Source organism: Pseudomonas sp. LBUM1666 (genome assembly GCF_059695775.1).
The window spans coordinates 4,771,745-4,792,295 of record NZ_CP166789.1 but is presented as its reverse complement, the minus strand read 5'-3'; the positions used below and the strand labels follow the sequence as shown (position 1 = coordinate 4,792,295).

The 20,551-nt window shown below is 55.0% G+C and carries 16 protein-coding genes and 2 tRNA genes; 6 read left to right on the top strand and 12 right to left on the bottom strand.

What is annotated here, in order from left to right; translation table 11 throughout:
* Positions 1-84: 84 nt before the first annotated feature.
* A tRNA-Ser gene (locus ACA056_RS21965) sits at positions 85-159 on the bottom strand.
* 197 nt (positions 160-356) lie between these two features.
* On the opposite strand from ACA056_RS21965, the gene ACA056_RS21960 reads away from it, so the two are divergent.
* The 5 genes from ACA056_RS21960 (at position 357) to ACA056_RS21940 (ending at position 7,130) form a co-directional block, all read left to right on the top strand.
* Positions 357-2,087 carry a class I SAM-dependent DNA methyltransferase gene (locus ACA056_RS21960; RefSeq protein WP_497267726.1) on the top strand — a complete coding sequence of 577 codons (1,731 nt, stop codon included), beginning with the start codon at positions 357-359 and terminating at the stop codon, positions 2,085-2,087.
* Positions 2,077-3,324: a restriction endonuclease subunit S gene (locus ACA056_RS21955; RefSeq protein WP_497267724.1), complete on the top strand. Its 1,248-nt coding sequence runs from the start codon at positions 2,077-2,079 to the stop codon at positions 3,322-3,324. The genes ACA056_RS21960 and ACA056_RS21955 overlap by 11 nt, the downstream gene beginning before the upstream one ends.
* Positions 3,321-3,452: a hypothetical protein gene (locus tag ACA056_RS21950; RefSeq protein WP_497267722.1), complete on the top strand. Its 132-nt coding sequence runs from the start codon at positions 3,321-3,323 to the stop codon at positions 3,450-3,452. The genes ACA056_RS21955 and ACA056_RS21950 overlap by 4 nt, the downstream gene beginning before the upstream one ends.
* On the top strand, positions 3,449-6,568 hold the full coding sequence (locus tag ACA056_RS21945; RefSeq protein ID WP_497267720.1) for a type I restriction endonuclease subunit R: 3,120 nt from the start codon (positions 3,449-3,451) through the stop codon (positions 6,566-6,568). The genes ACA056_RS21950 and ACA056_RS21945 overlap by 4 nt, the downstream gene beginning before the upstream one ends.
* Positions 6,569-6,830: 262 nt before the next feature.
* Entirely contained in the window at positions 6,831-7,130 is a 300-nt protein-coding gene (locus ACA056_RS21940) for a hypothetical protein (RefSeq protein ID WP_497267718.1), read from the top strand.
* 318 nt (positions 7,131-7,448) lie between these two features.
* On the opposite strand, the gene ACA056_RS21935 is transcribed toward ACA056_RS21940, so the two are convergent.
* Together ACA056_RS21935 and ACA056_RS21930 are read right to left on the bottom strand one after the other, a co-directional pair.
* A complete protein-coding gene (locus tag ACA056_RS21935; RefSeq protein ID WP_497267716.1) occupies positions 7,449-7,850 on the bottom strand; it encodes a hypothetical protein in 402 nt (133 codons plus the stop codon).
* Between the two features lie 352 nt (positions 7,851-8,202).
* Complete coding sequence (locus ACA056_RS21930) at positions 8,203-8,574, bottom strand: hypothetical protein (protein WP_497267714.1); 372 nt, start codon at positions 8,572-8,574, stop codon at positions 8,203-8,205.
* A 1,247-nt stretch (positions 8,575-9,821) separates the two neighbouring features.
* On the opposite strand from ACA056_RS21930, the gene ACA056_RS21925 reads away from it, so the two are divergent.
* Positions 9,822-10,730, top strand: coding sequence for a site-specific integrase (locus ACA056_RS21925; protein ID WP_497267712.1), 909 nt, complete (start codon positions 9,822-9,824; stop codon positions 10,728-10,730).
* 235 nt (positions 10,731-10,965) lie between these two features.
* Here ACA056_RS21925 and ACA056_RS21920 read toward each other — a convergent pair whose 3' ends face one another.
* From ACA056_RS21920 to atzF, 9 genes are all read right to left on the bottom strand, one after another.
* Complete coding sequence (locus ACA056_RS21920) at positions 10,966-12,726, bottom strand: DUF927 domain-containing protein (protein WP_497267710.1); 1,761 nt, start codon at positions 12,724-12,726, stop codon at positions 10,966-10,968.
* Positions 12,727-12,733: 7 nt separating this feature from the next.
* Positions 12,734-13,063, bottom strand: coding sequence for a helix-turn-helix transcriptional regulator (locus ACA056_RS21915; RefSeq protein WP_497267708.1), 330 nt, complete (start codon positions 13,061-13,063; stop codon positions 12,734-12,736).
* A gap of 94 nt (positions 13,064-13,157) precedes the next feature.
* Complete coding sequence (locus tag ACA056_RS21910) at positions 13,158-14,432, bottom strand: tyrosine-type recombinase/integrase (protein WP_497267706.1); 1,275 nt, start codon at positions 14,430-14,432, stop codon at positions 13,158-13,160.
* Positions 14,433-14,607: 175 nt separating this feature from the next.
* Positions 14,608-14,681, bottom strand: a tRNA-Gly gene (locus ACA056_RS21905).
* 181 nt (positions 14,682-14,862) lie between these two features.
* Positions 14,863-15,747 (bottom strand): alpha/beta fold hydrolase, encoded by an 885-nt coding sequence (locus ACA056_RS21900; protein WP_497267704.1) that lies wholly within the window; start codon positions 15,745-15,747, stop codon positions 14,863-14,865.
* Between the two features lie 314 nt (positions 15,748-16,061).
* Positions 16,062-16,754 carry a pseudouridine synthase gene (locus ACA056_RS21895; RefSeq protein ID WP_046046153.1) on the bottom strand — a complete coding sequence of 231 codons (693 nt, stop codon included), beginning with the start codon at positions 16,752-16,754 and terminating at the stop codon, positions 16,062-16,064.
* A 56-nt stretch (positions 16,755-16,810) separates the two neighbouring features.
* A complete protein-coding gene (locus ACA056_RS21890; RefSeq protein ID WP_497267702.1) occupies positions 16,811-17,005 on the bottom strand; it encodes a cysteine-rich CWC family protein in 195 nt (64 codons plus the stop codon).
* 6 nt (positions 17,006-17,011) lie between these two features.
* The gene (locus tag ACA056_RS21885; RefSeq protein WP_497267700.1) at positions 17,012-18,499 is read right to left on the bottom strand and encodes a sensor domain-containing diguanylate cyclase; all 1,488 of its coding nucleotides are present in this window, start codon (positions 18,497-18,499) and stop codon (positions 17,012-17,014) included.
* A 246-nt stretch (positions 18,500-18,745) separates the two neighbouring features.
* On the bottom strand, positions 18,746-20,527 hold the full coding sequence (gene atzF / locus ACA056_RS21880) for an allophanate hydrolase (RefSeq protein ID WP_497267698.1): 1,782 nt from the start codon (positions 20,525-20,527) through the stop codon (positions 18,746-18,748).
* Positions 20,528-20,551 lie beyond the last annotated feature (24 nt).

Sequence of the window (20,551 nt, the reverse complement as noted above, 5' to 3'; positions counted from 1 at the left end):
TGGGCTTGCCAGGTACGAATGCACCCGCTGTGCACCCATGAAAAAATCTCAGAAGCAGATAGCGTGTGAAAAGCCTTAAAAATATGGTGTCCCAGGGCAGGTTCGAACTGCCAACCTTCCCCTTAGGAGGGGGGGTGCTGTCATCACTCGCTTCACGACCTGGCGTATTTACGTGTGATAAAGGACATTATCACACATAGAAACCAGAGATGGCCAACGGCTACCCCGGCGCCGAGGAAGTCAGACGAAAAGCCATCGACCCGTTATCATGCAGCCCATCTTCGCCCGGCGCTTCGGCGGCCGGATGTTCATTTTTTTACCGCGCAATTCATCGGCGTGGGATGTAGGAGCAGTGCATGACGGATCAAAAGGGTGCCGAACAGGCCACAAGCAGCCTCGCTGAACAGGCACTCAACCAGGCCCGTGCCCGTTATGCGCCAAACGAGACCGCCCCCAGCGCAGAACCTGAGCCAAAGAAGAAGCCGGGGCGTAAAGCCGCTGCCAGCTCCACCAGCAGCACCCTGCAAGACTTGGAAAAGACCCTGTGGGCCACCGCCGATAAGATGCGGGCCAACATGGATCCAGCCGAGTACAAGCACATTGTGCTCGGCCTGATCTTCCTCAAGTACATCTCCGACAGCTTTGGTGGCCGCCGCGCCGAGCTGGGACGCAAATTTGCCGACGCCGGTGACGATTATTACCTAGGCAGTGACGACCCGACGTATCTGGCCGCAGAACTCGAAGAACGCGACTACTACAAAGAAGTGAATGTGTTCTGGGTACCGGAAGCCGCGCGTTGGGAATCCATCCGTGCTAACGCCAAGCAAGTCGATATCGGCAAGCGTATTGATGACGCCCTGGCCGATATCGAAGCAGAAAACCCGCAGTTAAAAAACATCCTCGACAAGCGCTATGCCCGCGCCCAGTTGCCGGATGGCAAGCTCGGCGAGCTGGTCGATATGATTTCCATCATTGGTTTTAGCAGCGACGCCAATAAAGCCCGTGACCTGCTAGGCCAGGTCTACGAGTACTTCCTTGGCCAATTCGCCAGCGCCGAAGGTAAGCGCGGCGGGCAGTTCTACACCCCGGCCAGCATCGTCAAAACCCTGGTGGCCGTACTTAACCCGCACCATGGCAAGGTCTACGACCCCTGCTGTGGCTCAGGCGGTATGTTTGTGCAGTCGGAAAAATTCATCGAAGCCCATGGCGGTAAACTCGGCGACGTCTCCATTTACGGCCAGGAATCCAACCCGACCACCTGGCGCCTGGCGGCGATGAACCTGGCCATCCGTGGTATCGACTTCAACCTCGGCCGTGAGCCGGCCGACACCTTTATCCGTAACCAACACTCAGACCTGCGCGCCGACTTCGTCCTGGCCAACCCGCCGTTCAACATCAGCGACTGGTGGCACGGCAGCCTCGAAGGCGACCCGCGCTGGGTATACGGCACACCGCCGCCAGGCAATGCCAACTATGCCTGGCTGCAGCATATGCTGTTTCACCTCAAGTCCAGCGGCCGTGCGGGCATTGTCCTGGCCAATGGCTCGATGAGTTCCAGTCAGAACAGCGAAGGCGATATTCGCAAGGCCATGGTCGAGGCCGATGTGGTGGAAGTGATGGTCGCGCTACCCGGTCAGCTATTCTTCAACACCCAGATCCCGGCCTGCCTGTGGTTTTTGACCAAGCAGAAAGTCGCCCGTCCCGGTGAGGTGCTGTTTATCGACGCGCGCAAGCTCGGTAGCAACGTCAGCCGGGTGCAGATCGAGCTGCTGGACAGCGACATCGAACGCATTGCGCAGACCGTGGCCAATTGGCGCGGGGTGCCGCTGGATGTCGGCGGCGAGATTGCTGAGTACGCCGATATTCCTGGCTTCTGCCGCAGCGTGACCCTGGCTGAAATTGCCGAGCACGGGCATGTGCTGACCCCTGGCCGTTATGTTGGGGCGGAAGCAGTGGAAGACGACAACGAAGCCTTTGCTGACAAGATGCAGAATCTCACCGCCCTGTTGGGTGAACAGCTGGCCAAGGGCGCAGAGCTTGATCAATTGATCCGGCAGAAGCTGGGGAGACTGGGCTATGAGTTCTGAGTGGCCGGTTGTTACGGTTGATGAGATTTGCGAACTGATCGTTGACTGTGTAAACAAAACTGCACCTGTCGTAGCCTATGCGACCCCATACAGGATGATTCGTACTACAAACATCCGTGAAGGTCGAATTAGCCTCGAGAGCTGTCGGTATGTCGATGAGGACACTTACAAAAAGTGGACTCGGCGGGCAAAGTTGCAATATGGAGATGTTTTGTTGACCCGTGAGGCTCCCATCGGCGAGATTGGTTTTGTTGATGTGCCTGAAGGGCTATTTCTTGGGCAAAGGGTCATGCAGTACAGAGCGGATATAAGGGTTCTGCATCCTCGCTTTTTACATTATTCATTTCTGTCACCTTCACTCCAGCATCAGTTTGGAAGTCACGAAGGCTCGGGGTCTGTGGTTAGCCATATACGAGTAGGCGACTGCTTCAAATTTAAAATTTCACTACCACCGCTTGATGTTCAAAAGGGAGTCGCTGAACTCCTGGGCGCCATCGATGATCGCATCACTCTATTGCGCGAAACCAACGCTACCCTGGAAGCGATCGCTCAGGCGCTGTTCAAATCCTGGTTTGTCGATTTCGACCCGGTGCGGGCCAAAGCTGAAGGGTTTGAGTCGAAAGGTATGGACGCAGACACAGCCGCGCTGTTTCCTGACCGATTTGAAGAGTCAGAACTGGGATTGGTACCCAGTGGGTGGAAGGTAGGTAAAGTCGAAGACCTGATGGAGTTGCCCTACGGGAAAGCATTGAAAGCAACTGATCGGGTGGACGGCCCAGTTCCCGTATATGGTTCAGGCGGAATCACCGGCTGCCACAATGAATCACTGGTCAATGGCCCATCAGTCATCGTTGGACGGAAAGGGACTGTCGGTAGCCTGTATTGGGAAGATCGACCGTTCTTTCCTATCGATACCGTTTTTTACGTCAGGACGGATAACCCCCTGACGTACTGTTACTACCTACTACAAACACTAGGCCTTGAAGACATGAACACCGATGGTGCTGTGCCTGGCCTAAACCGAAACAATGCCTACAGGTTACCAGTGGTAGTGGCGACGACATCTATTCTTGAGTCTTTTGACGAGATCGTTTCCTCATTGCGAAACAAGATGTTCTCAAACAGCCAGCACACCCAAACCCTTACCCAACTCCGCGACACCCTACTGCCGCGCCTGATCTCCGGCCAGCTGCGTCTGCCGGAAGCCGAGGTGATGGTCGAGGAAATTTGTGCATGAGCATCGGCGTCGCCGAATACCAATTGCTGCGCGACTTGCCCGACACCTTGGGCCGCAATCTGCCGAGCATTGCCGAGATTGAGGCGGAGCTGGCCGGTGAACTGGACACAGGAAGTGAAGTGGAATGACCGAAGACCAATTGGAACAGGAAACCCTCGGCTGGCTGGCAGAGGTGGGCTACACCCATGTGTACGGCCCGACTATCGCCTATGACGGCGAGAGCCCTGAGCGTGACAACTACCGTCAGGTGGTCTTGGTCGAGCGGCTGCGCAGCGCCATGGCCAAGCTCAATCCCAAGGTGCCACTGGCCGCGCGCGAAGATGCGCTCAAGCAGGTGCTCGAGCTGGGCCTGCCCGTACAGCTGTCGGCCAACCGCCTGTTCCATCGCCTGTTGGTCAGCGGCGTACCGGTGCAGTACCAAAAAGACGGCGAAACTCGCGGCGACTTCGTGCGCCTGATCGACTGGGTTGAGGTGAAAGCCAACGATTGGCTGGCCATCAATCAGTTCAGCATCCAGGGGCCGAAACATACCCGGCGTCCGGACATCCTCCTGTTCGTCAACGGCTTGCCGTTGGTGTTGCTGGAACTGAAAAATCCGGCGGATGTGAAGGCTGACCTGGGCAAAGCCTTCGACCAGATCCAAACCTACAAGGAACAGATCCCGGACCTGTTCCAATACAACGAAATCCTGGTGATCGCCGACGGCAGCGAGGCGCGCATGGGCTCCTTGTCGGCCGATGCCGAACGCTTCATGAACTGGCGCACCATCGACGGCAAAGATCTTGACCCGCTGGGTCAATTCAACGAGCTGGAGACGCTGGTACGCGGTGCCCTGGCGCCGAATATGCTGCTCGATTACCTGCGCTACTTCGTGTTGTTCGAGGATGACGGCCGGCTGGTAAAGAAGATTGCCGGCTATCACCAATTCCACGCCGTGCGCGCCGCCATTCAGCAGGTGGTCAGTGCCTCGCGTCCCGGCGGCACCCATAAAGGCGGGGTGGTCTGGCACACTCAGGGTTCGGGCAAGAGCATCACCATGACCTGTTTCGCCGCCCGGGTGATGCAGGAAGCGGCAATGGAGAACCCAACCATCGTGGTGATCACCGATCGCAACGACCTGGATGGCCAGTTGTTCGGGGTGTTCTCGCTGTCCCAGGATCTACTGCGCGAACAGCCAGTCCAAGTGGAGTCACGCGGTGACTTGCGCACCAAGCTGGCCAACCGGCCCAGTGGCGGCATTGTGTTCGCCACGATCCAGAAGTTCATGCCTGGAGTGGATGAAGACACCTTTCCAGTGCTGTCCGACCGCTCGAATATCGTGGTCATCGCTGACGAAGCCCACCGCACCCAGTATGGCTTTGGCGCCGAGCTGAAGACGTCAGAGGGGCAGACTGCCGAGAGCCAGACCCGTTACCAGGTGGGCTATGCCCAGCACCTGCGCGATGCACTGCCGAACGCCACTTTCGTGGCCTTTACCGGCACCCCGGTGTCCAGCGAAGACCGTGACACCCGTTCGGTGTTTGGTGAATACATTCACGTCTACGACATGCAGCAGGCCACCGAAGACGGTGCGACCGTCGCCATTTATTACGAATCTCGGCTGGCCAAGTTGTCCTTGAAAGACAGCGAACTGCCCGCGCTTGACGATCAGGTCGATGAGCTGGCCGAAGATGAAGAAGACGACCAGCAGTCGCGGCTGAAAAGCCGTTGGGCCGCCCTGGAAAAGGTGGTCGGGGCCGAGCCTCGGATTCAAAGCGTGGCGGCCGACCTGGTCACACACTTTGAGGAGCGTAATCAGGGGCTTGTGAGCATGGGGCAGATGCCCGGCAAGGCCATGGTGGTGGGCATGAGTCGCGAGATCTGTGTGCACCTATACAACGAGATCGTCGCTTTGCGTCCAGAGTGGCACGACGAAGATCCAGAGAAAGGTGCGATCAAAGTCATCATGACCGGCAGCGCGTCGGACAAGGCCTTGTTGCGACCGCACATCTATTCAGGACAGCTCAAAAAACGCCTGGAAAAACGCTTCAAGGATCCGCTTGATCCACTCAAGCTGGTGATCGTCCGTGACATGTGGCTAACCGGTTTCGATGCGCCGTGCGTTCACACCCTGTACGTGGACAAACCCATGAAAGGCCACAACCTGATGCAGGCCATTGCCCGAGTTAACCGCGTGTTCAAGGACAAGCAGGGCGGTCTGGTGGTGGACTACATCGGTATCGCCAATGAGCTGAAAGCCGCGCTCAAGGAGTACACCGGCAGCAAGGGCAGGGGACGGCCGACCGTGGATGCCCATGAAGCCTATTCGGTACTGGAGGAGAAGCTCGACGTTTTGCGCAGCCTGCTGCATGGCTTCGACTGCAGCGATTTTCTCACCGGCGGGCACAAGCTGCTCGCCGGGGCCGCCAACCATGTGTTGGGCTTGGAAGACGGTAAGAAGCGCTATGCCGATACTGCACTGGCCATGAGCAAGGCCTTCACGCTGTGCTGCACCTTGGATGAAGCCAAAGCCGTCCGCGAGGAAGTGGCGTTCTTCCAGGCGATCAAGGTGATCTTGATCAAGCGTGAAGTCAGCCAACAGAAAAAGACCGACGAAGAGCGTGAGTTGGCCATCCGTCAGATCATCGGCAATGCCGTGGTCTCCGGCGAGGTGGTGGACATTTTCCAGGCCGTGGGCCTGGATAAGCCCAATATCGGCCTGCTCGACGACGCGTTTCTCGCTGAGGTGCGCAACCTTCCCGAAAAGAACCTAGCCGTAGAGCTGTTGGAGCGCTTGCTCGAAGGCGAAATAAAGAGCCGTTACAGCACCAACCTAGCTCAGGAGAAGAAGTTTTCCGAGCTACTGGCCAATGTGATCAAACGCTACCAAAACCGTTCGATCGAAACCGCTCAGGTCATCGAAGAACTGATCGAAATGGCCAAGAAGTTCGCGGCTGCGAGCCAGCGTGGTGATGCGCTGGGGCTCAACGATGACGAGCTAGCATTTTACGATGCTCTAGCTAATAACGAAGCTTCGGTGCGTGAATTGGGTGATGATATCCTCGCCAAAATTGCCCACGAACTGACCGCTAGCCTACGGGCTAATGTCAGCGTTGACTGGAACAGCCGTGAAAGCGTGAGGGCCAAACTGCGCATTCTGGTACGGCGGATTCTGCGCAAGTACAAGTACCCGCCGGATCAAGCCGAGGACGCGGCTCAGCTAATTCTCAACCAAGCAGAAACGCTGTGTGAGGCCTGGCTATAGGCGTGAGCTCATCGAGCCTGTCAGCGAGACAGATTTATGCGACAAATCATAGCCAACGAATACAGAGATCATGGCTTGTCGCATAAACGGAAAGGCTATGGCAAAAATTCCTCTGAGTAAGCTTTCAAAAAAACGTGGCCGGCCTCGGTTAGAGACGCTGTTCGCTCGGTATGAAATATAGATCACAAGCTGGGATTTTAGCTGGTCGTTCTACCTATCTAGTCCTACGGACCGGTGGCAAGGGAAAAGCCACTTTAAGGAGATGGCCACCTTGACCTTGGAGGGGCGTGTTATTGATCCGGAGGAATTCAAATATCCAGTAGCACTTCTGCGCTTAGTAGCGGATCCATGGCTGGATACCTTGGTAGAGCAACCAGCGGCCATCGGCTCGTTCCACATCAATGACAAACAGTTGACGGGCTATGTGTGTATTCCCAGCGATCAGATGCCCATGCTGGTGAGCGCAGCAAATCGATTGTTATTTATCGAGCTCAATGGAACACCGTTGCGGTATCGCAAAGCTCTAATCAGAGATATCCATTTAAGTTCGGCCCCCGAATAACTCAATCACCCCCGAATCTGTTCCACCTGTCCAGGCTGATTCCGTCGCTGCGGCGATCATAGAGCTGCGTGATACGGGTCAACGATGCGAAACCATCGATTCACCATGCACCTGAGTGCTCAGCAAGGCCCACTCGACAATCCGATGCCAGACCTCTGGCATCGAATTTTCTATGTCTGTTCAACAGCATTGATCGACCTCGGCAACCTCCCTACTTTTGCCGGCGACAAGTTTTGATGCCCCTTGCAAGGAGGTGCCTCTCGACAAGCTCAGCGAGGCGATGGCCTCAGAGGCGATGTGATTATTGGCGTGGCTTTCTTACGGCTGAATTTTTCGCGCAACAATGGTTACGCCCTCGGTAAAGCTATATCCATAGCCGTATCCATACCCCCATCCTCCACCTTCGAATATGCTCCCGGAGCCATGTGCTGCTTTATATTCGGACTTGAAAGCATAAGAACCTGAAATAATAGGAAGGATGGATTGAACTTCGTACCCATCTTCATTGAGTAATGTCACCGCATCATTAATTTTATCAGTCAATAATTCGCCATCAATTAGTGCGTCTGACCAGCCAGTCTGTCTCCATTCTACGACTTTGGTGGTTATTTCCTTTTCATTGCCAAAAAAACCTTTTTCAAATTGTCCTGTAGGTACTTCAATTTCTACCTCTTCACCCATAGGTCGGAAATAAGCTTTTACGTAAACTATTTTATTCATGATATTTTCCGTTGATTTATCTAGTTAGACTGGCAGGAGTTTTATTCAGTGCTTGGTTTTAAGTTCATAGAGCGATCCTAGAAGTTGGAACGCTCCTACGTGGTGGGAAAAATCTGTGATGCGATCAGACCGATGCCAAGGCCGACCAATACACTGAACAACTCTCTAGCCAAACGCCGTTCTTGCCGTCTTAATAAACTACGGATAGCAAGTGCAGTCGCGAGTAAGGCCAGGGCACCCCATACCAGTTGTGCAGTCAGAAACCCTGGCCAAACCGACACGGATGCTATGGGGGGGATACTCAGGAGCACGGTAGTCAGCCATACAAATCGAATTCGGTCGGAGGTCATTGTTAAGCCCTCCCGATATACGGCACATTGATCACCGGTAACTGGTCCACCAATTTTTGGTACCAGCACAAATGGATTTCCTCAAGACGGGCATCCATGTGATTGCGTTTATTCAGTTCGCTTAAAATCAGAAAAAACGTGACCGCATCCAGGTGGGGTGTTTCTACCAACCGGATCTCAATTGCTGTTGACTCTTCCCAATTAAAGGCTGGTACCCCGCTCAGTTGGGGATGCCGATAATTGGGATCGCCGCGCATAACCCAGCACAGACCTGGCCAAGGGGCTAGGCTGTCGAACATCCATCGCAAGTCGATCGGGTTGTCCCAAGTCGCGGACCAATCCGCGGTCAGATCATCATCAAATGTCAGGCTCATCAGCGGTCTCCTATTTAGTTGGAGACCGAATGTTCAGGGACGTTGATGCGTGCCAGAACCCCCTTTCGTATTCCCTCAGATTGGGATCGAAACTCGATTCCAACCTTGGTTCTGAACTTGGCGCTTGCGCTGATCGGAGCAGCGCTCTGCGCGCTGCAGCGTGGTTCCCGCGCGGCTCTGTCAGGGTGTTTCGCTTCGCTCCAACCCCCGTACAGAGCCGCGTTCCGCTTTGAAAAGCAACATCGATGTGACACAACAAATGTGCTCTTGACCCGTTACCTTTGGCGATTCACTATCAAGTCGCACCTATGAGTTCTTCCGAGAGCTTAACCCAATCACTGTCAGGTTTATTTCTTGCTGGTGTGGTTCAGATAACTGCGACATTTCGATGTGATCTGATCCGTGGGAAGTGTGAGGTGAGCACAGCTATTTCTGGCTTGCCTCGCTGAGCGACTGACTGCGTTGGTGCATTTCACCAACGCAGTCAGTAGCAAAGCCTGGATTGGTTGGGCGCCTAACCAGGTTACTGTAATGCCCGATTATCAGAACGCTTCATCTGATGATTTTCAATGAAATAACTATCTAGCATTGGCGTGCGGTTTAGCTGTCGCAAGGGCGCGCTAGCTCATACGAATGCAAGTTTAATGGTTAGAAGCAAACAGTGAGAGTGCTTTCAAGCGCATCGTTGCGTTGGCGTAAATTGCCAATTGTCAGCTGATAAGTCCGACTGTAAAACGGGGCTAGGCATCCATTGGATGTCGGAACTACTGGTTAGGAAATTTCGAGCGCGCTTTTGGCTTGCAGCTCAATATCCATAATGCTTAAGTAGTGGCTTTAACTTACAGCGTAAAATATCTCTATGAATAATAAAGTTTTCCGCTTTCGCGAAGAAATCCTGAAGCGTTATCTACAACGATACACGCTAGAAATGATGCGGCTCTGGCTGCAAGACATGTACGCTATTTCTGTCTGCAAATCCTCCATATCAAGATCGATAAAAAAATCATTAAGTGTCTCGAAGTCGAATCAGCGTCTCGATCCTGATGCGGAATATTATTATTATAGGTTGAAGGTTGATTCCAGCTTTCAAGTTAGAAACTATAAGCGTCGTCTGAGTGGCATGATTGGGGTCATTGAGCACCTCCATCAGGTACATGGATACAGTGGTGGGAAAATATTAGAACACTTGATCTCTGACGGCTTGGACACATCACTTAGTTCGGTACATCGCGCACTGAGGATTATCAATGGAAGACAAAAAACTCATACAAAAAAGTCTGAGGCGAACCTTTGCAAAGTCAACGACCCAGGCTCAAATAATGAGCAAAGCTATGTTCAACTCCAATCGGTTAGCCAGCCTAGGTACATCCCGCAGCTATGAAAATAGCTTGGCTTTGGTCGCTAGCTGGTTGAGAAGTACGGGTCGTGGCTCGTTGTTCGAACTTTCTCCGAAAACAGCGAAAACATTTCTATTGGAGCGCGCAAAAATAGTAGGCCAAAAAACGCTTGATCGTGATCGGCAAGCACTGCAAGCAGTGCTCCGACACATTGGACGATTTAACGAGTCAGGAAGACTTTCGGTGATCAAGGCGGAACGTCAGCAGGTTCTGATTAGTCGCAATTACTCTGCAGAACAAGTCCTACGAATCATTGCATGTCAGACCGAGCGAAACGGGTTTTCAACGGAGCTAGCATATGAAGCCGGGCTACGTGCACATGAATTACTGACAATTCTTCCTGCAACTGAACGCCCAATGAGTGAGCGACCAGCTGATTCAGAAAAATTCCGGGATGGAGTTAGGTATACCGTAGTTGGGAAGGGGGGGTTGTGTCGCGAGGTCAGTGTCCCTCATCACCTCGTCGAAAGACTGGAATTGAGGCGGCTGGCAAAGGCCATCGACTGCGTAGATCGCAAAATTCATTATAGAAGCCATTACGATCTAGGCGGAGGCCAGTCTTGGTCACAATCATTTACAGACGCTTCCAGTCGTGCCCTCGGATTTAGCAATGGTGCTCATGGTCTTAGGCACTCTTACGCCCAGTCTCGCCACAGGGAGGTCCAAGTAAAAACGGGAGATGCTGAGCGTTCAAAAAAAATAGTCAGCCAGGAATTAGGTCATTTCAGAGCGGAAATCACGGAAACGTATTTACGCTAACTTTTTCCAGTTTTCTAAGATTGAAAAGTGGCGGCAACAGCGGCAACAGCGGCAACAGCGGCGTCGATGGGCGAATCAGGGTATTGGGGCAATTGCCGTTAGGCCCCCCTCTGAATGACCCCAAGGTCTGCACTAGTTGTCTGATGATGGAGGGACCGGAGGCAATCCGTTGCCAGTGTTGCCAGTGTTGCCAGTGTTTCGATGTTTCTGTTCAATCCAGTAGTTGATTGGAGTATTAAGGGCATGCACCCATGGGCTCGGGATCAAAGGCGCGTGGATTCACGACATAAAGACGCACTTGCTCACCACCGGCTAGCCGGTAGTTTTTTGTATTACGTTCGTTGTCCCGAAGCGCGAGAGCTTTCGCTCCTTCCAATGCTTTTATGATGCGTGGCAAATTGTGTTCGCCCGCAGCCTCGATGAGCGCGGATTTATAGAATAGATAATGCCGATTTTCGCCGACTTGCTGCCAATAGCCCGCGCGATTTATCACTCTGATTTCCGAAGTTTTGTCTTCCAGTGCGGAGAAGCGACTGCTGCCATGACGGTCAATGAAATCTTGGATGCCATTCAGAACCTTGCGGTCTTCAGCATCGCTTTTGCCAGCTTTGCAGAGCCATTCCCCATAAAGTTGCTGGCAGTCGGCGAGCGCGCTACCGGGTCGCCATGGTAAAAGTCCGAATGAGATCGCCTTTTCACCCGCGAACGCAATTACGGCAAAACGATCGGCCACACGCCCAGCCTGGGAGTTGTCAGAAATGAAGTTCGCCCGTAGGTCGGCGAATTCCTTCAGCAATTCGATACGGTCTAGTCCGAGCAGCATTTCGACGAATGCAGGTCCAAGGTGCCCATAGTGAGAACCTACACTCACGGATAGACGGTGATGGAACTCTGCACCTGATAAACCGTGCAGCTCATCGAATGCGCGGTACTTGCGCGAGCCTGCATTAACATCGACCAGTCGCAATTCCGCGCCAGCGTTGGTCGAACTTCCGGATTTAACCGCATGCTCCGATAGTGAGTGTTCTCCACTCGAAAGTGACAAGAGGCGCCAGCTCAACCTGTCCCGCCCGGCCCGCTCTCGAGTCATTGTGGTTTTGCCATGCCCATTAGCGAGTGTGTAAACCATCTCCTGTATCTGGTACGCATCGGCTTGCGAGATCTCATCAAGCGGCAAAAATGTATCGTTTCGATTTTTAGCAGCAATCTCTAGTCCACCCGGCGTCACATTCCAATTGACGATGAACTCTTTGGGATTGCCCCATATAGATGCCCCAATCAGTTGTGCGAGAGTCTTACCGCTGGAGCTACCACCAACAAGGTGAATACCGCCGCCCAAGATGCTGAGCAGATTCAACAGTGGTCCAGCCAGTGAGATGCTGACTGCCAAAGTGAGCACTGGGTTTCCAACGCACTTTGCAGCCACGTCGTGCTGCCAGATGAACAGTTCACCGTGGGAGCTAAATGGTAGCTGAGCAATTTGACTCGCTTGAAAGCGCACGTTGCTGTTGCCTATCGTGCGGTCAGGCAGGACAAATGCTCCTGATTCGTGCCATCCCAGTCGGCTGGTAGTCGCGATCACGTCTGACGGGTGTTGCTCGAGTAGGTACTCCATAAATGCGCTTCGCTTCTTAAGAGCGATGATAGCGCCCATAGCAAAAAGAGCGCGTCGTACTTCCTCACCGCTACCACCGAAGACCTCCATAGCAATGGTCCATTCCTTGGGGCCACTTTCGGTTAACAGCCGCAGCAGCCGTCCTGCACTGCCGTTGTCACTGTTGATGGTGCGAGCGATCACTGTAATTGGAGTAGCGATCCACTCATCAGAGATGCGGCGATCTTTACTACCCTCTGATGCTTCACGAAAATCGGCGGCGGTTTCCTTATAGCTGTGCCAGTAAACCCCAGGACGCAGCACGCGACCGTTCTCATTGATTACTGAGTCCTCATACACGGCCCAGCAAGGGCGCTCCGGTGTGATCATACGAATACCCATTGATACCTCAAGCTTGATCATTTGATGTGGACGGAATGGTATTCATGGTATGACCGACGGCGCCTGAAGCTGCCGTATCTAACGATCCCGGCGTGCCATTTTCAGTAAGGTAAAGCGAACTCAGCGTACGTTCACGAGCAGTCAATTTTGATTGCTGCCAAGCAGCCAATTCTGACGATACGAAAACGACACGCGCTTGGCGGGCGGTGCCGTCCTTGATTGGGCGAGGGAATGAGGGGTCGGCAGCTAGGAGCTTGTACAAGCCGCTTCGCGATTTACAAAGAATCTTGCAAATCTCGGCCAAGCTCAGCATTTGGATTGGTGTGTCGGTGTGCATCTGAAGGTCTCCGTTTGATCACGGATTCCTACTGTATAGAGACCATCTGTTTTTCAAAGCCATAATGACCCTTAGTTTTTCAGCTGACATTTACTCATTTGTCGAACCGGCGAATTCCAGATTGGACGCGGTCATCAAATTCGGCACGTTGAGGGGGAGTCATGCCTTTTTCTAGGCCGTCTAAGTAGTCGCCGTACCACTGCATCATGAATTGGCGTTGTGAGAGGTATTGCGCTTTGTTGTAAATGCCCGCTACTCCGGCTTCGGTGTGCGCCAGCTGGGCTTCAACATGTGACTTGTCCCAACCATGCTCCCTCAGAAGGGTGCTGGCTGTGTGACGGGTGCCATGGCCTACAAGCTTGCCCTTGTATCCAATTTTTTTGAGTGTCAGGTTGATGGTGTTTTCGCTGATGACTGCTTTTTTTGACCCAATTCCAGGGAATAAATAACGACCCCGCCCGGTACTCCGGTGAAGCTCTCGTAGCGCCTCAACGGCTTGCGAAGAAAGTGGTACGACATGGTCGCGTTTACTTTTCATTTTGGCGGCTGAGATCGACCACGTGCTTTTGTCTAAATCAATTTCTGACCACTCGGCCCACCTCACCATCCCGGGGCGAGATGCGGTCCACAGACACAACCACGTTGCTGTACGCGCGGGAGTACGGCTGGTGCTACCGCGAAGGGCTTTCAAGAAAGTAGGCAGCTCGGCTTCTAACAAATGCGGGTGCGGAACAGCCGGTGGAGTTTTTGTGGCAATTGTTACGAGCTCGGCGGCCGGATTTACTTCACATAGCCCTCTTGCAATCGCTTGGCTGAAAATTTGACGCAAAGCCACGCGAATTTTATCTCTGGTGTTTGTTGCGCCTCGAGCTTCGATTTTCTCTTGAAGGAGGGCGCATTCCCTAGGTGTGATTTCGGCTATTGGCCGCTCCCCTAATGCGGGCAAGATATCGTTGTCCAGATATCCTCGCATCAGACGTAGCGTGCTTTCCGCAAGTCCGTCATCAATCTTGCGTTGATACCAATAGGCTACTGAATCTCGAAACGGATTGAGTGTGCCCGCAGATTTCGCGGCGCGCTCCTTCGCCTTATGTTCGACTGGGTCGATACCCTTGGCCACTAATTCGCGTAATTGGATGGCTTTCTGGCGTGCGATTTTAGCCGGGGTGTCCGGGTAAGCACCGAGCCCATGCCAGCCCCATCGACCATCAGGTTTTTTATGGCGAAGTAGCCAACCTTTCTGACCGTTTGGCTTCACGCGAAAATACAAGCCATGGCCATCAAGCTCCCGATACTCCTTGGCTTCCGGCTCTAGGCTAGCGAGCGCAGTGTCAGATATGGGGCGCTTTTTGATGTCTGCACGCTTCATTTTTGTACACCAGAGTTATGGGTTTTTTTCAGTGTACAGATGGGTGTACACGGACCACAACCGTATGGGGCTTCAATGAAAATCATGCGGACACAAAAAAACCGGCTTAGAAGGCCGGTTTATTTGGCTCTCAGCTGCTCGCCGGAATATGCGGGAACATGCTGGAACAAGAAAGTGGAGCGGGTGAAGGGAATCGAACCCTCGTTATCAGCTTGGGAAGCTGGAGTAATGCCATTATACGACACCCGCTCAGAGCGGCTGACTTTGTACCAGATGTGGGCGTGGAAATGAAGTTTTTCTTTGCGTGGGACGGCTTTAGCGCAGATGAAACAAAAGCAGAGACCGCATGACGGTCTATCGCGGGCAAGCCTCGCCCCTACAGGAATGCATTCAACACTGTAGGGCGAAGCTTGCTCGCGATGACGCTGTTTCAGATGGCCAATGCATGTTGGTCCTGGACGTAGTGATAACGCGGTCGACTTTCGTGTTGCGAAGGTTTCAGAAAGCCCAGCAATGCGTTGCGGCTATCTCGGCAAGCAGCTTTGTGTTCCATGTCGAGAAAGTGGCCGGTGGCCTGCAGGGTGCTGAAGGTGGCGTCCTGCACGTGGTTGGCGAACAGTTGAGCACCGTCGGCGGCGGTGTACTCGTCCCATTCGCCGTTCATGAACAGCACCGGCACATTGATTTTCTCCGCGGCTTTGAAGAAGCACTGGCGATCACTGTGCAGCAGATCGCTGATGTGGAAGTGCATCTGCCCGTATTCATGCTCGGCCAGAGAACTGACGTGCCGATAATTGAAGCGCTTGAACAGTGTCGGCAGGTGTTTGCCAATGGTGCTGTTCACCAGGTTGCCGACCCGGTCACCGTCCCGGCTGCCGAGGTAATCGATGCCGCGCTCCAGATAGTCGAGCATGTGCGAGTTGATCTCCGGAGAGAACGAGCTGATTACGGCTTTTTCGATGCGTCGTGGCTGTTGGGCCAGGGCGACCAAGGTCGCGGCGCCACCCCAGGAAAACGACAGCACGTGTTCGGCAGCGAAGTGGTCGATCAGCTCCAGGAGGATCTGCCCTTCGACTTCCTTGGTCAGCAATTTCTCGTGCAGGTTGTGGGCTTTCGACTTGCCCGCGTAGGGCTGGTCGTAGCAAACCACATTGAACTGCGGGTGAAGGTTTTTCACGGTTTGTGCAAACGACGCAGTCGTGGCCATCGAGCCGTTGACCAGAATAATGGTCTTCTCAGCGGCGTCTGCGCGATAGAACTCCGTGTAAACCCGGTACTGACCCTGTATATCCAGCACAGCGATTTCTGGCCTCATGTCATAAGACTCCTGGCAAGCGGGTATGCGTGCAAATCAGATTGCACGAGCTTTGTGACAGGTAGGCATACGCCTGGAATTTGAGAGGCCCATGTCGATCCATTGCAGTCCGGTCGACGGGTATTGTTATTGGCGGGCAGTCTGCCGGGGGGAAAGCGGAACCTGAGGGTTCTCTACCGGCAAAAAGTTTCTTAGAAGTATGTTGTGACTCGTCGGTCACATTTCGGCCGACGTCCTGATTCAAGCAGGGGTCACGTCATCGCGCAAGTATCTTTGGCAAATTGTTCGACAACTTCTGCTGAGCGGTCGCCTGCTTAGATCAATTGAATCTCTTCGGTGCGTAATGCGCGGTACTCGCCCGGTTTCAGGGCACTGTCGAGCACCAGCGGGCCCATGCTTTCGCGGTGCAGGCGCAGCACCTTGTTGTCGAAATGGCCGAACATCCGCTTCACCTGGTGATAACGGCCCTCGACGATGCTCAGGCGTGCGGATGTTGGTCCGAGTACGGCCAGCTCGGCGGGTTGGGTGGTGAGGTCTTCGAAGGCGAAGTACAAGCCTTCGGTGAATTTCAATGCGTATTCCGGGCCAATCTCTTGCTCGGTCTCGACGTAGTAGACCTTGGGCAGTTTGGTTTGCGGCTGGGTGAGGCGTCGCGACCAACTGCCGTCGTTGGTGATCAGCATCAGGCCGGTGGTGTTGAAGTCCAGGCGCCCGGCAATGTGCAGGTCCTCCTTGTCCGGCTCATGGATCAGGTCGAGCACGGTCGGGTGTTGCGGATCGCGGGTGGCACTGACGCAGCCAGACGGTTTGTGCAGCATGAAGTAGCGTGCAGGCTTGCCGATTTGCAGCAGCTCATCGTCGACTTCCACGCGGCTGAATTCCAGTACATCGGCGTGCGGGTCGCTGACGATTTTTCCGTCGATCCTGACGCGCTTTTCCACCAGCAACAGACGCACCTGCTTACGGTTGAAGCGCGGCAGGTTGCTGAGGAAACGGTCAATGCGCATGACGAGGGATCGGTAGGAAAGGGGCGCGTATCTTACGTGATCGGTTGTGCGGTTGCTTACAGCTGCGCCTCGACTTGCGCGCAACGTGGGCACAAACAGGATTTGTCGCGCAGTTCGGGCGGCAGCGCTTCGAGTACCGCCGGGTCGATGCTGACGCCATAACACCAGCAGGCCCGATCGGCGGTTCGTGGGTCGGCCAGGGTACAGTCGTTGGAGGCGCCGCAGGCCGGGCAGAAGTCTGGATTATTCATGTAGGGTTATTCATAACTGGAGTGAGGCATTTCCACGCAGGTGCGGTTACGGCCGGCTTGCTTGGCCCGGTACATCGCATGATCCGCTCTCGAGAGCAGCGTGTGCAAGGTGTCATCGGTCTGCAGGGTGGTCAGGCCGATGCTCACGGTCAGCTGCAAGGCCTTATCGTTGTAGGCATAACGCTGTTGCTCGACATGCTGACGAATTTTCTCGGCGACCATCAGACCGGTCTCACCATCAGTGTCCTTGAGTAGCACGATAAATTCCTCCCCGCCCCAACGGCAGACGATGTCGGAGTGCCGCAGGCAACTCTCCAGATCCCGTGCAAAGCCGATCAGTACCTGATCGCCGGCAAGGTGACCGTAGGTGTCGTTCAAGACCTTGAAATGGTCCAGATCCAGCAGCAACGCGGTCAGCGGTTTGGGCTCGCGCCGGGCTTCGTGCATGGCTTGCGCCGCCAACAGATCGAAACCGCGGCGGTTCGGCAATTCGGTCAGGCTGTCGAGGATCGCCTGGGCCTGGATCTTGCCCTGGTAGCGCTTGATCACCCGGTTGAGCAGGGCCAGCACGATCAGCGTGACGATCAGGCAGATCAAGAGGTTGAGGTACAGCGATTGGCGGATTTCACTGAGGGCGCCGTCTTCGCGTTTGTCGACGAACAAGTACCAGTTCAGCTCCGGAATGAAACGCACATTGAGGAAATGTCCCTGGCCCCGGACGGAATATTCGTAGCTACCGCTGTGAGGTTTGGGCAGTTGGCTGACCAGGTCCTTCATGCTGTCGAGTTCGCCGAGGGTCCGCCCGATCCGCGCGCCTTCTGGGCCACCCTCGGCGCCCGTCAGTACCAGGCGCCCGAAGTTGTCGACGAAAAACACGCTGCGTTGATAACGCTGCTGATACTTGTCGATCAGCTTGATCACCGCATCGACTGTCAGACCGACGCCGGCCGCGCCAATGAAACGGTTGTTGTAGTCGTAGACCTTGTAGTTGATGAAGAAGGTCAGGTTGTCCTTGTTGGCAAGGTCCGGGTCGACATTGATCTCGTAGGGATCGGCCATGTCTCGTACGCGGAAATACCACGCATCGCGGGGTTCAGTGACTTTGACCTGTTTGAGTACGCCCTTGGCGTGGTAGTAGGTGAGGCTGGTGTTGGAGACGAAAAATGCGGTGTAGGCGCCGTAGTGGGTCATGACCTCGTTGAGGTAGCGGGTCATTTTTTCGGGATCTTGCTCGCCGTTTACCACCCAGTCACGCATGAAGGTGTCGCGGGACATCATCGAGGAAATCAGGATCGGTCTGACGAGGTCTTTCTGGATTTCCGAGTAGACCGTGTCCGACGTCAGCGGCAGTTCGGTGTTGACGATGTTGTCGCGTATCGACGCTCGCGAGGCGTAGTAACTGAGGAAGGATGTGGCGAGAAAGCCTGCGCCCAGCAACGCGATCAGCGTGAGGACCAACGAACGTTGCGAATACAGCGGCGAGCGAAGCGGCATGACGATTCCGTTGGCAGTGACCCGATGGCAGGCATTCTAATGGCACAGCGGGGAAATAACTGCTGCATTTGTGGGGGGAATGGTGTCAGGTAGGGCCACCCCTCACCCCAGCCCTCTCCCCACGGGGGAGAGGGGGAAAGGGGGGCCGATCTCCATGCTTCTCAAACTTGAGTTCGACTTCGAAATTTCAGGTCACAGCATTTCGTTCAAGCACCTCGGTCAGTCCCCTCTCCCTCCGGGAGAGGGTTAGGGTGAGGGCGCGTACGCGTACGCACGCCATCCACCAAGGTGACTGATATCCACCGCCCCTTCCAACCCATACGCCTCACAAATAAACCCACTCTCCCAACGCCCATCTGCCAATTGCACCTTGCCCAACCCCAGCGGTGCCGGAATTCCGGTCAAAAACGACCCCAACTCACGGCTCGGCAATTCCCAAACCTCCACGGCAATCGCCACACCCCCGTCCTTCACGCGAACCATCCCGGGGCGAAACGGCGGACCACCGGCCAAGGCATACAGTTGATAGTCCGGCGAGCTGAACGTCGTCTCGACCAGTCGAGCCCCGCGCTGCTTGAGCTGCCAATTCAGCGCCAGCCCATCCAGATGCGCGCCACACACCACCAATCGCGTCCGGTCATTACGTGCGACAGACGACGGAACCGGTGTTGCCAAACCTTGCTGGCGCTGCAAGGCATCCGCGACGCTCAACAAATATTGATCGGTGAATGCCCGGCCAAACAACGTCACGCCCCAAGGCAAACCATTGCCCATGAAACCGCTGGGCACGGCGACGGCGGCGTAATCGAGCAGGTTCATGAAGTTGGTGTAGTAGCCCAGTTCCGAATTGCGCAGTACCGGCTCGGCGTTCAGTTCCGCCAGCGTGACGGGGCGGCCAATGGTGGGTGTGAGCACGCAGTCGAGGCCGTCCAGCGCCTGGTCGCACAGGGCTTTCAGGGCTTGAAGCCGGTACTGGGCGCGGAAGGTTTGCACGCCGTTCACCGCCGGCGCCTTGGCCAGCACCGCGCGAATCACCGGCAGTACGGCTTGAGGATTTTGCTCCATCAATTCGCCGGCGACGCTGTAGCGCTCGGCCACCCACGGCCCGTCATAGAGCAACCGCGCCGCTTCAAGGAACGGCGACAAATCCAGCTCCACGGCTTCACCGCCCAAAGCCTTGAGTTGATCGATGGCATCACCGAACAGCAGCGGGCCTTCAGGGCAGCCGAAGAACTCCAGATCCTGAGCACGCGGCACGCCGAAGCGGAAGGGGCGAGGTGCACCAAATGCCGAGCCGTCATTCCACAACGGATTGCTACGGCTGTATTCATCGCGGGGATCAAGGTGCGCAGTGAGCGCGAGCAACTGACTGGCTTCCCGAGCAGTCGCGGTGAACGTGGTCACACAATCGAGGGTGCGGCAGGCCGGAACCACACCGGCCGTGGAGATCAACCCTTTGGTGGCTTTCAACCCCACCAGATTGTTCAGCGCCGCCGGCACACGCCCGGACCCTGCCGTATCCGTACCCAAGGAAAAACTCGCCACGCCGAGCGCCACCGCCAGCGAAGAGCCGGCACTGGAACCGCCCGACGGATACTCCGGCAACACGCTGTTCGGGCACGCACCATACGGCGAGCGACTGCCGTTAAGCCCGGTGGCGAATTGATCAAGATTGGTCTTGCCCAACGGAATCGCGCCCAGCGCCAGCAACTGCTCGACGATGGTCGCCGAACGCTCCGGCACATAGGCAAATGCAGGGCACGCCGCGGTCGTCGGAATGCCCACCAGGTCGATGTTGTCCTTGATCGCGAACGGCACGCCGAACAGCGGCAAGCTGTCAGGGTCGCGACCGTCGAGCGCGGCAAGGTACGGTTCCAGTTCTTCAACACTGAGCAAGTGGATGAACAGGTGATAATCCGGGTTCAGCGCCGCGGCTTTATCGCGCAGGCTCGGCAGCAATTGACGGGGCGTGATGTTGCCGAGGCGATAAGCGCTGCGCAGGGCGTCGAGTTGCAGATTGATGTTCATGGCGTTAGTCCTTTTCAAAGTGGG

Coding starts and splice junctions, on each gene's coding strand:
- ACA056_RS21950 (WP_497267722.1), top strand. CDS start 3,321: ATGAGCATCGGCGTCGCCGAATACCAATTGCTGCGCGACTTGCCCGAC.
- ACA056_RS21925 (WP_497267712.1), top strand. CDS start 9,822: ATGGAAGACAAAAAACTCATACAAAAAAGTCTGAGGCGAACCTTTGCA.
- ACA056_RS21915 (WP_497267708.1), bottom strand. CDS start 13,063: ATGCACACCGACACACCAATCCAAATGCTGAGCTTGGCCGAGATTTGC.
- ACA056_RS21890 (WP_497267702.1), bottom strand. CDS start 17,005: ATGAATAATCCAGACTTCTGCCCGGCCTGCGGCGCCTCCAACGACTGT.
- ACA056_RS21895 (WP_046046153.1), bottom strand. CDS start 16,754: ATGCGCATTGACCGTTTCCTCAGCAACCTGCCGCGCTTCAACCGTAAG.
- ACA056_RS21910 (WP_497267706.1), bottom strand. CDS start 14,432: ATGAAGCGTGCAGACATCAAAAAGCGCCCCATATCTGACACTGCGCTC.
- ACA056_RS21920 (WP_497267710.1), bottom strand. CDS start 12,726: ATGGGTATTCGTATGATCACACCGGAGCGCCCTTGCTGGGCCGTGTAT.
- ACA056_RS21885 (WP_497267700.1), bottom strand. CDS start 18,499: ATGCCGCTTCGCTCGCCGCTGTATTCGCAACGTTCGTTGGTCCTCACG.
- ACA056_RS21960 (WP_497267726.1), top strand. CDS start 357: ATGACGGATCAAAAGGGTGCCGAACAGGCCACAAGCAGCCTCGCTGAA.
- atzF (WP_497267698.1), bottom strand. CDS start 20,527: ATGAACATCAATCTGCAACTCGACGCCCTGCGCAGCGCTTATCGCCTC.
- ACA056_RS21940 (WP_497267718.1), top strand. CDS start 6,831: ATGGCCACCTTGACCTTGGAGGGGCGTGTTATTGATCCGGAGGAATTC.
- ACA056_RS21930 (WP_497267714.1), bottom strand. CDS start 8,574: ATGAGCCTGACATTTGATGATGATCTGACCGCGGATTGGTCCGCGACT.
- ACA056_RS21900 (WP_497267704.1), bottom strand. CDS start 15,747: ATGAGGCCAGAAATCGCTGTGCTGGATATACAGGGTCAGTACCGGGTT.
- ACA056_RS21945 (WP_497267720.1), top strand. CDS start 3,449: ATGACCGAAGACCAATTGGAACAGGAAACCCTCGGCTGGCTGGCAGAG.
- ACA056_RS21955 (WP_497267724.1), top strand. CDS start 2,077: ATGAGTTCTGAGTGGCCGGTTGTTACGGTTGATGAGATTTGCGAACTG.
- ACA056_RS21935 (WP_497267716.1), bottom strand. CDS start 7,850: ATGAATAAAATAGTTTACGTAAAAGCTTATTTCCGACCTATGGGTGAA.